Annotated in this window: 12 protein-coding genes and 1 riboswitch; of the genes, 4 read left to right on the top strand and 8 right to left on the bottom strand. The window is 63.2% G+C overall.

Going from position 1 to position 13,956, the window contains the following annotated elements; all coding sequences use genetic code 11:
- Positions 1-61: 61 nt before the first annotated feature.
- Positions 62-209: riboswitch (FMN riboswitch) on the top strand.
- Positions 210-285: 76 nt separating this feature from the next.
- The gene (locus tag AC0L2U_RS24065) at positions 286-759 is read left to right on the top strand and encodes a 6,7-dimethyl-8-ribityllumazine synthase (protein WP_127397370.1); all 474 of its coding nucleotides are present in this window, start codon (positions 286-288) and stop codon (positions 757-759) included.
- A gap of 162 nt (positions 760-921) precedes the next feature.
- The gene (gene fba / locus AC0L2U_RS24070; RefSeq protein ID WP_013532928.1) at positions 922-1,986 is read left to right on the top strand and encodes a class II fructose-bisphosphate aldolase; all 1,065 of its coding nucleotides are present in this window, start codon (positions 922-924) and stop codon (positions 1,984-1,986) included.
- A gap of 60 nt (positions 1,987-2,046) precedes the next feature.
- On the opposite strand, the gene AC0L2U_RS24075 is transcribed toward fba, so the two are convergent.
- The 7 genes from AC0L2U_RS24075 to ftsZ form a co-directional block, all read right to left on the bottom strand.
- The gene (locus AC0L2U_RS24075; protein WP_127270708.1) at positions 2,047-3,273 is read right to left on the bottom strand and encodes a VWA domain-containing protein; all 1,227 of its coding nucleotides are present in this window, start codon (positions 3,271-3,273) and stop codon (positions 2,047-2,049) included.
- Positions 3,266-4,456: a DUF5682 family protein gene (locus AC0L2U_RS24080; RefSeq protein ID WP_473602749.1), complete on the bottom strand. Its 1,191-nt coding sequence runs from the start codon at positions 4,454-4,456 to the stop codon at positions 3,266-3,268. The genes AC0L2U_RS24075 and AC0L2U_RS24080 overlap by 8 nt, the downstream gene beginning before the upstream one ends.
- The gene (locus AC0L2U_RS24085; protein WP_473602750.1) at positions 4,399-5,514 is read right to left on the bottom strand and encodes a DUF5682 family protein; all 1,116 of its coding nucleotides are present in this window, start codon (positions 5,512-5,514) and stop codon (positions 4,399-4,401) included. The genes AC0L2U_RS24080 and AC0L2U_RS24085 overlap by 58 nt, the downstream gene beginning before the upstream one ends.
- 4 nt (positions 5,515-5,518) lie before the next feature.
- Complete coding sequence (locus tag AC0L2U_RS24090) at positions 5,519-6,598, bottom strand: ATP-binding protein (protein ID WP_127398719.1); 1,080 nt, start codon at positions 6,596-6,598, stop codon at positions 5,519-5,521.
- Between the two features lie 19 nt (positions 6,599-6,617).
- A complete protein-coding gene (locus AC0L2U_RS24095) occupies positions 6,618-8,057 on the bottom strand; it encodes a DUF5691 domain-containing protein (protein ID WP_127811077.1) in 1,440 nt (479 codons plus the stop codon).
- Positions 8,054-9,439 (bottom strand): SWIM zinc finger family protein, encoded by a 1,386-nt coding sequence (locus AC0L2U_RS24100; protein ID WP_245482764.1) that lies wholly within the window; start codon positions 9,437-9,439, stop codon positions 8,054-8,056. Before AC0L2U_RS24100 ends, AC0L2U_RS24095 begins: the two co-directional genes overlap by 4 nt.
- A gap of 219 nt (positions 9,440-9,658) precedes the next feature.
- Entirely contained in the window at positions 9,659-10,693 is a 1,035-nt protein-coding gene (gene ftsZ / locus AC0L2U_RS24105) for a cell division protein FtsZ (protein ID WP_127270104.1), read from the bottom strand.
- Between the two features lie 385 nt (positions 10,694-11,078).
- Between ftsZ and AC0L2U_RS24110 the strand changes: the two genes are divergently transcribed.
- Positions 11,079-11,777 carry a GntR family transcriptional regulator gene (locus AC0L2U_RS24110; protein ID WP_127811079.1) on the top strand — a complete coding sequence of 233 codons (699 nt, stop codon included), beginning with the start codon at positions 11,079-11,081 and terminating at the stop codon, positions 11,775-11,777.
- Between the two features lie 84 nt (positions 11,778-11,861).
- Here AC0L2U_RS24110 and AC0L2U_RS24115 read toward each other — a convergent pair whose 3' ends face one another.
- On the bottom strand, positions 11,862-12,368 hold the full coding sequence (locus AC0L2U_RS24115; protein ID WP_127811080.1) for a hypothetical protein: 507 nt from the start codon (positions 12,366-12,368) through the stop codon (positions 11,862-11,864).
- Positions 12,369-12,579: 211 nt separating this feature from the next.
- Here AC0L2U_RS24115 and AC0L2U_RS24120 point away from each other — a divergent pair, with 211 nt between their 5' ends.
- A complete protein-coding gene (locus tag AC0L2U_RS24120) occupies positions 12,580-13,935 on the top strand; it encodes a glutamine synthetase family protein (RefSeq protein ID WP_127268594.1) in 1,356 nt (451 codons plus the stop codon).
- The last annotated feature ends 21 nt before the right edge of the window (positions 13,936-13,956 follow it).

Raw genomic sequence — 13,956 nt, forward strand, 5'->3', positions numbered from 1 at the left:
CGAACTTGGCCCAACCTTCTCACGGTTGACAGCAGCGCCCTGCCCTTTCATACAAAGCTGTTAATGTTCTCAGGGCGGGGTGAAAGTCCCCACCGGCGGTAAAGGTTTCGGCCTGAGCCCGCGAGCGCTTTCCGGCAAAATCGGAAAGGTCAGCAGATCCGGTGTGATTCCGGAGCCGACGGTTACAGTCCGGATGGAAGAGAACGAACGGAAGCCGGCCCGCTTTTCGCGGGCTTAATCCGTATCGTGCGTCCTGATTCTGGTTCGAAACGGAAGGATGGACCCATGAATCAGCATTCCCATAAAGACTACGAAAAGACTCGCATCGCCGTTATCCGCGCGCGCTGGCATGCCGCTATCGTCGACCAATGCGTACAGGCCTTCGAGACGGAACTGGCCGACATCGGAGGCGAGCACTTCACTGTCGACATCTTCGACGTGCCGGGCGCCTATGAAATTCCCCTGCATGCCAAGACCCTGGCCCAGACCGGCCGCTATGCCGCGATCCTCGGCACCGCTTTTGTCGTCAATGGCGGCATTTACCGGCATGAATTCGTCGCAAGTGCTGTCATCGACGGCATGATGAACGTGCAGCTGTCGACCGGCGTGCCGGTGCTGTCGGCGGTGCTCACCCCGCACAACTACCACGACAGCGCCGAGCACCACCGCTTCTTCTTTGAGCACTTCACGGTCAAGGGCAAGGAAGCGGCGAACGCCTGCGTGCAACTCCTGGCGGCGCGGGAGTTGATCGCGGCTTAAGTCACCAAAACGGCCGGATTTCAGCCCTGCAACAAGAATTGCGATCGAGAAGAGCTCTGAAGGTTGCGGTTCCGTTGAAATCCCGCCAGAAGCATCAAGGGCCGACCGGCAACCGGCCGGCCCGCGACGTTGCGCTTGAAACCAGATACGGGAGACTATTGGGTGGCTCGCATAACACTGAGACAATTGCTCGACCACGCCGCCGAATACGGCTACGGCGTGCCCGCTTTCAACATGAACAATATGGAACAGGGCCTCGCCATCATGGAGGCCGCCGAGGAGACCAAGTCGCCGGTCATCCTGCAGGCCAGCCGCGGCGCCCGCGCCTATGCCAATGACGTGGTGCTGGCCAAGCTGATCGACGCGCTGGTCGAAATCCATCCCGACATTCCGGTCTGCATGCATCTCGACCATGGCAACAACGAAGCCACCTGCGTCACCGCTATCCAGTACGGCTTCACCTCGGTCATGATGGACGGGTCGCTGAAGGAAGACGGCAAGACGCCGGCCGACTACGCCTACAATTCCGGCATCACCAAGCGCGTCGTCGACATGGCGCATTGGGGCGGCGTGTCCGTCGAAGGCGAGATCGGCGTGCTCGGCTCGCTGGAGAGCGGCGGCGGCGAGCAGGAAGACGGCCACGGCGTCGAAGGCGCCATCAGCCACGACCAGCTTTTGACCGATCCGGAACAGGCGGTCGAGTTCGTCAAGGACACCCATGTCGATGCGCTGGCGGTTGCCATGGGCACCAGCCATGGCGCCTACAAATTCTCGCGCAAGCCCGACGGCGCGGTGCTGGCCATGAACGTCATTGAGGAGATCCACCGCCGGCTGCCGAACATGCATCTGGTCATGCACGGCTCGTCCTCGGTGCCCGAGGACCTGCAGGAGATCATCAACAAATATGGCGGCCAGATGAAGCCGACCTGGGGCGTGCCGGTCGAGGAAATCCAGCGCGGCATCAAGCACGGCGTGCGCAAGATCAACATCGACACCGACAACCGCATGGCGTTGACCGGCGCGATCCGCAAGGTGCTGACCGAGAACCCGAGCGAGTTCGATCCACGCAAATATTTGACACCAGCCATGGCCGCCATGCGCAAGCTCTGCAAGGAGCGCTTCGAACAGTTCGGCACCGCCGGCAACGCGCAGAAGATCAAGCCGCTGCCGGTCGCCGAAATGGCCAAGCGCTATAAGTCGGGCAGCCTCGACCCGAAGTTCGGCTGAGCTCCAGCCATTTTTCCCAGAGCTGCCAGAAGCATCCTGGCAGCTCTGGCGACGGCTGTTTTACTCCGGAGTCTCGGCCTCGGCACGAACCAGCTTGATATCGGCGCCAGCCGCCCATGCGCCGATATCTTCCCGACGCAATGCCGCCGCCATCATGTCTGGAAACAAATCCGGCGTGCAGGCAAAGACCGGAATACCGAGGGCGGCCACCGAGCCTGCCATCTTCGGGTCATAACCTGGCCTGCCCTGGTCGGTCAGCGCCAGGAGCACCACGACGTTGACGCCGGAGCGAACGAGTGCAGCAAGCCGCTGCAGCAATTCCTGCCCGTTGCCGCCCTCATAAAGGTCGGTGATCAGCACCATATGCGACTTGGTCGGCCGTTCGATGCGGTCCGCGCAATAGGCCACGGCCTGGTTGATGTCGGTGCCGCCGCCCAGTTGCACGCCGAACAGGACTTCGACAGGATCGCTGAGCTCCTCGGTCAGATCGACGATGGCCGTGTCGAAGCAGACAAGCTTGGTCCGCACGACCGGCAGGGAAGCCATCACCGCGGCGAAGATGGAGGCGTAGATCACCGAGCTTGCCATCGAGCCCGACTGGTCGACGCACAGCACCACCTCATCCAGGTCGACCAGCCTTCGCTGTTTGCGCATGAAGCCGACCAGCTTCTCCGGCACGATGGTTTTGTGCTCGGGCTGGTAATGGCGAAGGTTGGCTGAGATCGTACGCGGCCAGTCGATGTCGCGCTGACGTGGGCGGTTGGTGCGCTGCGACCGGTCGACCGCGCCGCGGATCGCCTCGGCTGTCTTCTGCTCCAGCCGCTGCATCAGCTTGGCGACGATATCGGCGATGATCGTACGCGCAATGTCCTTGGTCTTGGCCGGCATGACCGAGCGCAGCGAAATCAGGTCGGCGACGAGATTGACGTCGGCCTCGATCGCCTTGAGGAATTCCGGCTCCATCAGCATCTGCTTCAGGTTGAGCCGTTCGAAGGCATCCTTCTGGACGATCTGGACGACCTGTGCGGGAAAGAACGATCTGATATCGCCCATCCACTGTGCCACCCTTGGCGCCGAGCGGCCGAGGCCGCCGCGCCGCTTGCGCGGATCGGCAGCCGCATCGCCGGCACCATCGCCGTAAAGCGCATCGAGCGCCGCGGAAAGCCGCTTGTCGGTGTCGGACAGCGCTGACGAGGTTTCCTCATCGGCACCGATCGCCAGGCGCCAGCGGCGCTCCCGTCCGTCGCCGGCCTGGATTGGCTCGCTCATTTCAGCCTCGTCATCCATTGCCGCTCCCGCCCGTCAGCAAGGGTCCGAGCCGTTCAAGATGGCGGCGCCACGCTTCGCCGCCATCCGGAGTCGGCGTCAGTCCGGCAGGCAGGCGTGCGGCGCGGCCGAGCACCGCTTCGATCAACCGCCGCCGCTCCATCGAGTCCAGATGCGAAAAGACCCGGCGCAGCAACGGCAGATGCGCAATGAAGGCGTCTTCGTCGAGGGATGCGAGCCAGGCATCCACCGCACCGCGCAGGCCCTCGTCGTAGATCAGCCGTTGGCCGGCAGTGCTGAAGAAACCCTCGAAGAACCCTGCAGCCTCGGTGACCGGCGTTCCTGGAGACAGACGTCGTGCGATCAGACCGGTTGCCGCGTCGGCTGACAGATGGCCGGCTTCGTAGAGCAGATGCGCGGCACAGCCTGCCACCAGCGCCGTCGAGCGCGATCCATCGAGGACCGCAGCCAGCCCATTGCGCCAGGCGTCCAGCACGTCCTGTTCAGGCTCGACCAGACTGATCGCTTCGTCGGCCTTGCGCATGGCGCCGACCAGCGTCGTGGATGCCTGGGCATCGAGGTCGCGGGCGGCATAGGCGAGCGCGATCCCGCCTTCGACGATCAGCCGCTCCAGCAGACCGGACAGACGGGCGGTTTCCGTCTTGCGAGCCTCGCCATAGCGGATGATGTCGGCGAGCGGCGGCACCGATGTCAGGATTTCCAGGCATTCGCTGCTGCGGGCTGCCCGGTCCTCCAAGGCCGCGAGACCGGCGATCGACGCTTCCGACAGGTTTGCCGTGATGGCGCCCTGGACCAGTGCGGCCATCGCATCAAGAGACGTTGCCGCGCCGATCATCTGGATCAGCCGGCCATTGGCCGCCTTTTCGATGGTTGGTCCGTAGACCAGGTTCTCCACCAGTCGAACGGCATATTCAGGTTCCCACGACAGCGTCCAACGCTCGCGAAAGGTGCCGCGGCTACGGCCGCTGTCGGTGAGTTTGCCCCAATGCACGCCAAGCACGGACAGCCGGTGCAGCAAGGTCGACCGAAACAGCCCGCTCTCGCTGCGCAGATCGACCGATAATTCGCGCTCCAGCGCCTCGGGCTTCAGCCGCGCTGCTTTCTGGTTGCGTTGCAGGTCCTCGATCAGCGGCGCCAGCGGCGTGTCTGGCGGAATTTCACCGACATCGGCGCCCAGCAGCAATTCGGCTTCGACCAGCGCCCACAGCAGCGCTTCCCCGTTGAACAGGGCGGCATCGCGGCGTCACGCAATTCCTCGAAACCGGGCTTTGGCCGCTCACGGATCACAGCCAGCGTGCGGGCCAGCCGTTCGGCTTCGATCAGCGAGGCGGTCGAGACCATGTGCCCCTTCGCCCTCAGGACCGCCGCGATCTTCGCCAGCCACAGGACCGAGGAGTCGCCTTGCCCGCGCGTCTGCCACAGATGCTTGCACCAGCCGGGCGCGACAACGCCGGCGCCATAACCGAAGCCCAGCGCCAGGCGCGGCCCCGTCCATGGCGCCCAGGTCATCATGCTTTTGCGGCGGGCGAGCCCCTTGAGTAGCGCCTGGTCTTCCTTCAGCGGTCGCGTCGCCTGCAGTGCCGGCACATGGAAAGCACCGCAAACGATAGCGATCGGCCCATCGAATTCCTTTCGCGCGGCGGCGATCTCAAGCCGCATATGCGCTTCGCGTTTCGCCTCAAACGCCGCAAGCGGACCTTCGCCGTCCCGCAGCGTCGTCATCGCGTCGGCTATTGCCGCGAAGATTGGACCCGGCTGCGGGTTCTGCTCGATGATATCAGACCACCAGCTTTCGCCATCTTCATAGCCGGCAGCTTGTGCCAGCGTTCCGATCGGGTCCCGCAGATGCGGCGCCAAGTCAGCCTCGACGTTGGGTTCCGTTCCATCGCTCTCGGTTTCCCCCACGGCCTCAATCGGCGCAGTGCGGGCTGACGACGGCAAATCGATGAAGCGCACTGCTGCGTTGTTGGCGACGGCCCAGAGCGTCGCCTGGTACTCCGGCGAGAATTCGGCGAAGGGCCAGAAGCTTGTCGAGGCCGGATCGTCTTCGGGATAGCAGAGCAGCGCCACCGGCGGCTGCATTTCGGGGCGGGCGAGCAACGGCAACAGCGGGCTGGCGTCGGCCGGTCCTTCGATCAGCACGGCGACCGGTTTCAACTCCTGCAACGCCTGCACCAGGCTGTCGGCGGAGCCGGGCCCGTGATGGCGTATGCCGAAATAGGAAACGTCGCTGAGCGCCATGGCGTCAGATTGCCGCGTTCAAGGCCGCGTAGTAGCCGGCATAGTCTGGCCGCTTCTTGAGCACGGTTTCCAGATATTCTTCCAGCACCAGTTTGTCCTGCACCGGATCCTTGACGATCGCGCCGACGAGGCTGGCGGCAAGGCCTTCGGCGCCGAGCTTGCCGCTGTCGAACCAGGCCGCCTGGCTGAGGCCGCCGACCATGGTGGCAATGGCTTCGGCCGTGGACAGCGAACCGGACGGCGTCTTCAACGTCACCTTGCCGTCGGCTGTAGCGCCGGAGCGCAACTCGCGAAAAATGGTCAGCACGCGCGCGATCTCCTCGCCGACATTCTTCGGCACCGGCAGGTCGAGACCGCCGGCCATCTCTCCGACCCGCTTGGAGACGATTGCCACTTCCTCCGCCATGTCTTCGGGCAAGGGCAGTACGACGACATTGAAGCGGCGCTTCAACGCCGAGGACAGCTCGTTGACGCCCTTGTCGCGGTTGTTGGCGGTGGCGATGATGTTGAAGCCGCGCTGCGCGTAGATCGAGGTGTTCAGTTCCGGGATCGGCATCATCTTTTCGGACAGCACGGTGATCAGCGTGTCCTGCACATCGGAGCCCATGCGCGTCAGCTCCTCGAGGCGGCAAAGCTTGCCGTCCTGCATGGCGCGGTAGAGCGGCGTCGGCACCAGCGCGTCCTGGCTCGGGCCCTTTGCCAGAAGCTGCGCGTAGTTCCAGCCATAGCGGATCTGGTTCTCGTCGGTGCCGGCCGTGCACTGCACGATCAGGGTCGAATCGCCCATGATGGCGGCGGCGAGATGTTCCGACACCCAGGATTTGGCCGTGCCGGGGACACCCAGCAGCAACAGCGCGCGATCGGTGGCGAGCGTCGCGACCGCGGTTTCCATCAGCCGGCGCCGGCCGACATATTTGGGCGTTATCACTGTCCCGTTGTCAGCCTTTCCGCCGAGCAGGTAGGTCAACACGGCCTTGGGCGACAGGCTCCAGCCGGCGGGCCTTTGCCGGTCATCGTTGCGCGAGAGCGCCTGCAATTCGGCGGCATAGGCCTGCTCGACCGGAAGACGGATGGCTGCGTTCATTTGCTGTTCTCCGGATTGATCATATGTTGGTTCGATGCTCGGCCAGTGACGCGTTGAGCCGCAGAAGACCGAGAGACGGCGCCGCCGGCGCCATACCGGCCGCAACAACGTCTCCGATCAATTTCTCCGCCGTCGCCGCCGTGGCGAGAAAGCCCATAGTTTCCAGAAGCTGGTCGACGCCTCGCTTCACAGCGTCATCGTTTCCTGCAACAGCGGAGCGAAGCGCCGGGAGCATCTGGCCGTTTGTCAGGTCGGCCCATTCCAGCCAGCTTGCTTCGAGGCCCTCGGCCAGATTGAGCGCGCCGAGATGTTGCGTGTCTTTCAGGATCGACCTGACCAGGACACGCTTCCTGCGGCTGTCCAGACGCGCCATGAGGTGGAGGACGAAGAGTGTGGGCTTGCCACCTTCGGCGACAAGCGTATCCGCCATGTGCGTCACCGCGGCGTCGCTGCCCGACGCGGCGACCATTCGGGCAACAAGGATATCGGCATTGCTCTCGGCGCCGAATTGCCACGCCCCGATAAACTCGGATTCGGTGGTGCCGAAGCGCGTGGCGAGGTCGACCAGGTTACAGGTCTCGAACAGTTCGGCGCGACGTCTTTCCTGCGCCGGCGATTTGAGTTTTGCCGGCGTGTAGGTGGTGCGGCGGCGGATGAAGCCGGATTTGCCTTCAGCGATGAAGGCAGCGAGTTCGGCCGTCGGAGCTTCCGGCCCGCCATCGCCTGGCGAGCCGTGCTCTCCCAATCTTGCCAGCAACCGGCCAGCGAGTTCGCGCAGCTTCCCGGAACGATCGGCGGAGAGGCTCTTCAGGAATGGCACGTCATCGGCGCCCAGGCCGAAGCGCAACAGGTCGACGAGTGCAATCCTGATCTCCGCCGGCTCTCCGGAGGCCTTGGTTTCGATCAGTTGCCGAGCCGAAGCCGGTGCGGTGCGGCGCATATCGGCGAGCGCGGTGCGGCGTGCGGCGGGATAGAAGTCATCCCAGTTTTCCACCGTCAGATGCTCCTGGCTTGCAGGTTTTTCGCCGTCCGCGCCTGCCTGCCAGTCGACCCAGGGTGCATAAACGTCCGGACTGCTCTGATCCGACGCGGCTGGCATCCAGTCCATCGGATGCAGCACGAAGCCGCGGCTGGCGACGAGCGTGACCACACGCGACTTGCTTCTTGTGTCGGCGGCATGCTTGAGCGCGGCTCGCAAGAGCGGCCGCAGCCGTTCCGGCAGCATCGGCAAGGCGAGTTCGGGCAATTGCGGGCGGCGTTTCAGCGTCTTCGGCGCGGCTGGCCGCAAGGCAATGTCGAGAGCTTGTGCGGCGATCGCCAGCAGCCGGCGTTCGCGCTCGTCGGGGCTGGCACCGCCGGCGATCTCCTTCCACGCGCCCGGAGCCAGGTCGAAGGTGGTCCCGCCGGTGATCCAGCAGTCGCGCATGGCCGCCAGGCCGGTCTGCTCGATCTCGTTCACGACAAGTCAAGCCTCCCGAAACCGCTTTGCGCTGCCAGCAGGTCAAGCCGGCTGCCATTCCAAAGTGCTGCCGTTGCCATAAGGTCCAGCCCAAGCAGCGTTGGATTGACGGTGTCGGCAATCGGCAAGGCGATACCATGCGGATCGTCGGCGGCTTGCCACCAGGCAGCGCCCCGATCGTCCAGCAGGATCGCGCCGGGCGGCAGCATGACAGGACAATCGGTGAGCCAAGGGGCTGTGTTCTGGTGAGCAGCATGCGCCGCGAGCGGATCGGCTGTGCGAAAGCCGAAATCGGGCCACTCACCTGTCGAGACGTCGCCCTTGCGGTCCGCCACCAAGGCCCGCAGCGGCTGGCGTGCCGGGTAAAAGACCAGCCTGGCATCGAACCGGTCGCCCGGTGTGAAGGCGTTCGACCGGCGACCGGCCGAGGCCGGAAAATAGTCGAGCAAGAGAGCAAATTGCGGGCTCGCGCTCTTCAGGTCGAGGAGCCAGGTCGAATGGCTGACGAGACCGTCACGGCGCGACTCGATCTTCTCGCCAAGCACCTCCCAGACGCTTTCGACCTGTTTGGCATCGGGATTGGCCAGAACCTGCTCACGGCTTTCGGACGTCGATACGAGCCGCCTCAGTTCGGCGTCGCCTGGTGTCGATCGCCAGGCCTTGGCCACCAGCACGAGCTTGCCGAGTTCGCGGATCGCCGCGTCCGGGCGCTCCTCGCTGCGCAGCCCCATCAGCCGTGACGGAATCTCGTCGATGCGGCCGGCAAGCGCTGTCGCCTTCATGTCGACCAGCCGTGCCGCAATCCGGCGGCAACGATCACTGCTGTTGTCGACAAAACCGGCCAGGCCAAGCCGCAACTGGTCAGCGATCCATTGATCCAGCTCATCCAACGCCGCCGACACCGCGGATTGCGTATCCAGCGTCCGCTTGCGCTGCGCTGCCTCGCGGCGCTCGACCGCAGCGGCGTCCTCGACATCAGCGCTTTCGTCGTCGCGCGAGGCCTCGCCAATGCTCTTGCCTCCCGCACCGGGCGCTTGCGCCGCCGGCTGCGGCGAGACCTTCCTGCGGCGGCCGAGCCAATCATTCACCCATTCCGGGGTCGAGCCTGCGGCGGTAAAACTGGCCGGCGTGGTGGCTGCAATCCACATCAGCGCCAAAGTGTGCTTGCAGGGAAATTTCCGCGACGGACAGGTGCATTTGTAGCCATGGTCGCCGGTGTCGACGACCACACGGTAGGGATTGGAGCCGGAACCCTGGCATTCCCCCCAGAGGAGCCCCAGTTGATCGCTCTTTTCGAGCCGTGGCCAGTTCGATTGCCTGGTCAACCTGGACGCGGCGCTCAACGACGCCTGATCGGGCGCAAGCGCTTCGATGGTTTTCAAGTCGAATTCCAAGCCGCGCCTCTCGTCGCTCGAACGATACGGGTAGCCAGTATAGATGGCCGTCTATGACGGATTCTTGTAGCAGCAGCGGTACCGAGATCGATACAGCTGAACACAATAGTTGCGCCAGTCAATCTGATCCGTCGGCAATGCAATTGCTATTCAGCGATGTCTCCCCCGAGAAATTATCTCCTGGCGAGGATAAACGCGCGATACGACCTATTGAAGCGTGCGTGCCGGCTGACCGGCGTGGTCGCGGGCGATGCCGGCTTCGGCATCCTCCACCCCAAACGCACGGTCGAGACCCGTCGCCACCACCGAGACCCTGAAGCGGCCTTCCATGCCCTTGTCGAAGATGGCGCCGACGATGATGTCGGCATCCTCGTAGACCTCTTCGCGGATGCGGGTGGCGGCCTCGTCGACCTCGAACAGGGTCATGTCCCTGCCGCCCGATATCGAGACCAGCACGCCCTTGGCGCCTTTCATCGACACTTCGTCGAGCAGCGGGTTGGCGATCGCGGCTTCGGCCGCCTTCATCGCCCGACCCTCGCCGGAGGCCTCACCGGTGCCCATCATGGCGCGGCCCATGTCGCGCATCACCGATTTGACGTCGGCGAAGTCGAGATTGATCAAGCCTTCCTTGACGATGAGATCGGTGATGCAGCTGACGCCGGCATAGAGCACCCGGTCGGCAATGACGAACGCATCGGCGAAGGTGGTCTTGGCATCGGCGATCCGAAACAGGTTCTGGTTCGGGATGACGATCACCGTGTCGGCGCTCTCGCGCAGCCGCTCGATGCCCTCTTCGGCCATCTGCATTCGGCGCCTGCCCTCGAAGGCGAAAGGCTTGGTGACGACGCCCACCGTCAGGATGCCGGCCTTGCGCGCCGCCTGGGCGATGATTGGAGCCGCACCGGTTCCCGTGCCGCCGCCCATGCCGGCGGTGACGAAACACATATGCGTGCCGGCCAGATGGTCCATGATCTCGTCGAGCGATTCCTCGGCCGCGGCGCGGCCGATCTCGGGAAGCGATCCGGCGCCCAATCCTTCGGTGACGTGGGCGCCAAGCTGGATCAGCCGCGTCGCCTTCGACATGGTCAGCGCCTGGGCGTCGGTGTTGGCGGCGATGAATTCAGTGCCCTGAAGCTGCTCCGCGATCATGTTGTTGACGGCATTGCCACCGCCGCCGCCAACGCCGATCACGGTGATCTTGGGTCTCATCTCGGAGATTTCGGGCTTCTTGAACTCGGCCATGCCTGTGTCTCCTTCGCCAATTGCGCGCGCTTCACGACCCACCCGCAGACTGCCTTGAAACCTTGCAATCGAGTGGCATGATGCGAATCACTCCGTTGCGATGGGTAGCCCAAAAAGCCAGACAGCGGCCAGAGGTGCAAGTGCATGCGAGGTCAAGATTTGTGATGACCGTTTTGCACAGCGTGGCAGAGACGCCGTGTGCCTGACAATCAAGCCGTGAGCCTTGGCGCGACGCGTCGCTTGCCGCGCAACGATCGAAGCGTCTATCATGTGCTTGATAAGTCGCTGACTTCGGCGTTCTCGCCGGGCTCGGCCACGCAGAATCCCCAGCGGCGAAACCAGCCGGCCGCACAGATTTCTGAACCGATGAAGCAGCGCCCCGCCGATGGCCGACAAAACACAATTCGGGTTGACCGCCGTCGACACCGTTCCCTTGCATGAAAAAGTCTATCTTGAGCTTGTGCGGGCACTGATGTCCGGCCAGTTCACGCCGGGCCAGAAGCTGACATCGCGAAAACTCGCAAGGGAACTCGGCACCAGCGACATGCCGGTGCGCAGCGCCTTCATGCGGCTGCAAGCGCTGCGGGCGCTCAGCCCAATGCCGAACGGCAGCGTCGAAGTGCCGGCAATATCGGCCGACCGGTTTTCGCAATTGACCGCGGTGCGGACTATCCTCGAAGGCTCGGCGACCGAGCTGGCGACAACACGCATCAACGGCAACAATCTGCGCACGATCCGACGCCACGCCACCGAACTGACATTGGCGGCTCGCAAGGGCGATATCGACGATTATCTGCGCAAGAACCACGACTTCAAATTCTCGATCTATCGCCATTGCGGCAACGAGCAGATGATCTTCCTGATCGAGACCGTATGGATGCAGGTCGGCCCGTTTCTCAGGAATCTCGCCACGGGGTTCGAGGATGACCTCGCCTCCATTCTCGACATTGACTTTCACGAGGAAGTCGTAGCGGCGATCGAGGCTCAGGATGGCGAGCGCGCCCGCGCCGCCATCGTGCGCGACATCGACGAAGGCGCCTCGCACATCCTGCAGCAGGCGAGATTTTCGAAGATGAGAAGCTAGAATCGCCGGGCGACAATTGTTCGATCGAAGGCCCAGCCATTTTGTCTCGGTGGCGAACCCAGAACGTCGAATGCCGGTAGTCAGTCAGTGCGAAATTGGCGATAGCAGAAGCCGCGCAAGCTGGCCGTCGATAGGAAAGTGGATTTGCGGCGTGGACAGCATATGGACTACCTCTTTCGTCCGGTCTTCTGCGAACTCGATATCATCTCGCATTTCAACAAGATCGGCCCATTCCTCGACGTCCTTCGCCTCGAGGTTCCCGGCTAGAAAGCGCAAGAGAACGCTTCGAATGTGATCGTAGGTCAGCGTGACCAGCGCAGTTGGATAGTCCCAGGGAAGCGGCGCCAAAAGCTTTTCAAGCTCTGCAACCGGCCGATCTAGCTCAACCAGTGAGCGGATAATAGAACGCCGTTCTTCATCTTTCCTGCTTTCGCCTTGGCGGCGCGGGCGCTTCGGGTGGTTATCAGTCACAATCGCCACACCTCGCCCGCTCTGACCCCAGCCTGTCAGCGGCCCCATGCCAACAATATGACACTCCGAGGGGATTGTTTGAAGGTTGAATTTCAAACTAACCCACAGTTTGAATGCCACTTGGCTTTCCGACCTCTTGCCTCTATGTTGCGATCGCAGATCGCGCAATTGGTTTTGAAATGCCTCCCGACATCCCAGCTAGTGACTTGAAAAAATAAGGAAAAGCGCTTGGCGACAGCCAAGTTTGTTTTCCTAAAACTCACAAGCTATTTTTATCAGGGACAGTGCAGCCGGTCAGGTTGCGGCACCTTCGAAAACCAGAGGTCATAAATTGAGCGATGCAATTGCGGACGTTTTGAACTGGCTTGACAGCAGGACCGACATCCAGAGCCTGAGAGCCGCGGTGTGCGACCTCAACGGCATCATGCGCGGCAAGCGCATTCCCGTCGAGCAGGCAAGAAAGGCGCTGGAAGGCAAGCTGCGCATGCCTTTTTCGCTGATCGGGCTCGATGTGTGGGGCGAGGACATCGAAGGCAACACGCTGGTATTCTCGACCGGCGATGCCGACGGACTGTGCCAGTGGACGGGGCGCGGCATTCTGCCGGTGGCCTGGACGGCGCATCCGACAGCGCTTGTCCCGCTCTGGCTGGCCGACGAAAGCGGCGCGCCCTATCTCGGCGACCCGCGACGGGCGCTGGCCCGCATCCTCGATCGCTACAAGGCCTTGGGCCTGACCCCGGTCGCGGCAACGGAACTCGAATTCTACCTCGTCGATCCGCAATCGCAACGGCCGGTCGGACCGGTCTCCCCGGTGACCGGACGCCGTCTCGATTCCGACGCGGCGCTGTCGATCGACGAGATCGACGACTTCGAATCCTTCATCCATGACGTCTACGAGGCCTGCCGGACGCAAGGCATTCCCGTCGACACGGCCATCGCCGAAAACGGCGTCGGTCAGTTCGAAATCAATCTGAACCATGTCGCGGACGCCTTGCGGGCGGCTGACGATGCGGTGCTGTTCAAGCGCACGGTGAAGGGCATTGCCCGCAAGCACGGCTTTGCCGCCTGCTTCATGGCTAAGCCCTATGGCGACCGCGCAGGCAACGGCTTTCACGTTCATTTCAGCCTGATCGACGGCGAAGGGCGCAACGTCTTCGATGACGGCACCGACCAGGGTTCTGAGACCATGCGCCATGCGGTCGGCGGCCTGCTTGCGGCAATGGCCGAAAGCACGCTGGTGTTCGCGCCGCACTTCAACTCCTACCGCAGGCTGCGCCCGAGATCCTATGCGCCGACCGCAGTCGCCTGGGGTTATGAGAACCGTATGGTGGCGATCCGCATTCCCGGCGGGCCAACCGGTGCGCGCCGCATCGAGCATCGCGTTTCGGGAGCCGACGCCAATCCCTATCTGGTGCTAGCGGCCATATTGGGCGCCGCACTGACGGGCATTGAAAGACAAATATCGCCAGGCGATCCGATCGGCACCGACGGCCAGGGACTCCCGCCGGCAAAGCTGCCGCCGGACTGGGCATCCGCGATCGCCGCCTTCGAGAGCGGGACGCATGTGGCGGAGATTTTTCCAGCCATCCTGCGCGACTCCTTCGTTGCCTGCAAACGCCAGGAATTGAACACGTTCGCGCTCAATGTCAGCGATTTCGAAATCGAGACATACCTCGAAAGTGTTTGAGGCCTGACGGCCCCAGCGGTA

This window comes from Mesorhizobium sp. WSM4808 (assembly GCF_055811675.1).

Excerpts from the sequence above, each read along its gene's own strand:
- AC0L2U_RS24065 (WP_127397370.1), top strand. The coding sequence starts at position 286 with ATGAATCAGCATTCCCATAAAGACTACGAAAAGACTCGCATCGCCGTT.
- AC0L2U_RS24075 (WP_127270708.1), bottom strand. The coding sequence starts at position 3,273 with ATGGATGACGAGGCTGAAATGAGCGAGCCAATCCAGGCCGGCGACGGA.
- AC0L2U_RS24085 (WP_473602750.1), bottom strand. The coding sequence starts at position 5,514 with ATGGCGCTCAGCGACGTTTCCTATTTCGGCATACGCCATCACGGGCCC.
- AC0L2U_RS24090 (WP_127398719.1), bottom strand. The coding sequence starts at position 6,598 with ATGAACGCAGCCATCCGTCTTCCGGTCGAGCAGGCCTATGCCGCCGAA.
- ftsZ (WP_127270104.1), bottom strand. The coding sequence starts at position 10,693 with ATGGCCGAGTTCAAGAAGCCCGAAATCTCCGAGATGAGACCCAAGATC.
- AC0L2U_RS24110 (WP_127811079.1), top strand. The coding sequence starts at position 11,079 with ATGGCCGACAAAACACAATTCGGGTTGACCGCCGTCGACACCGTTCCC.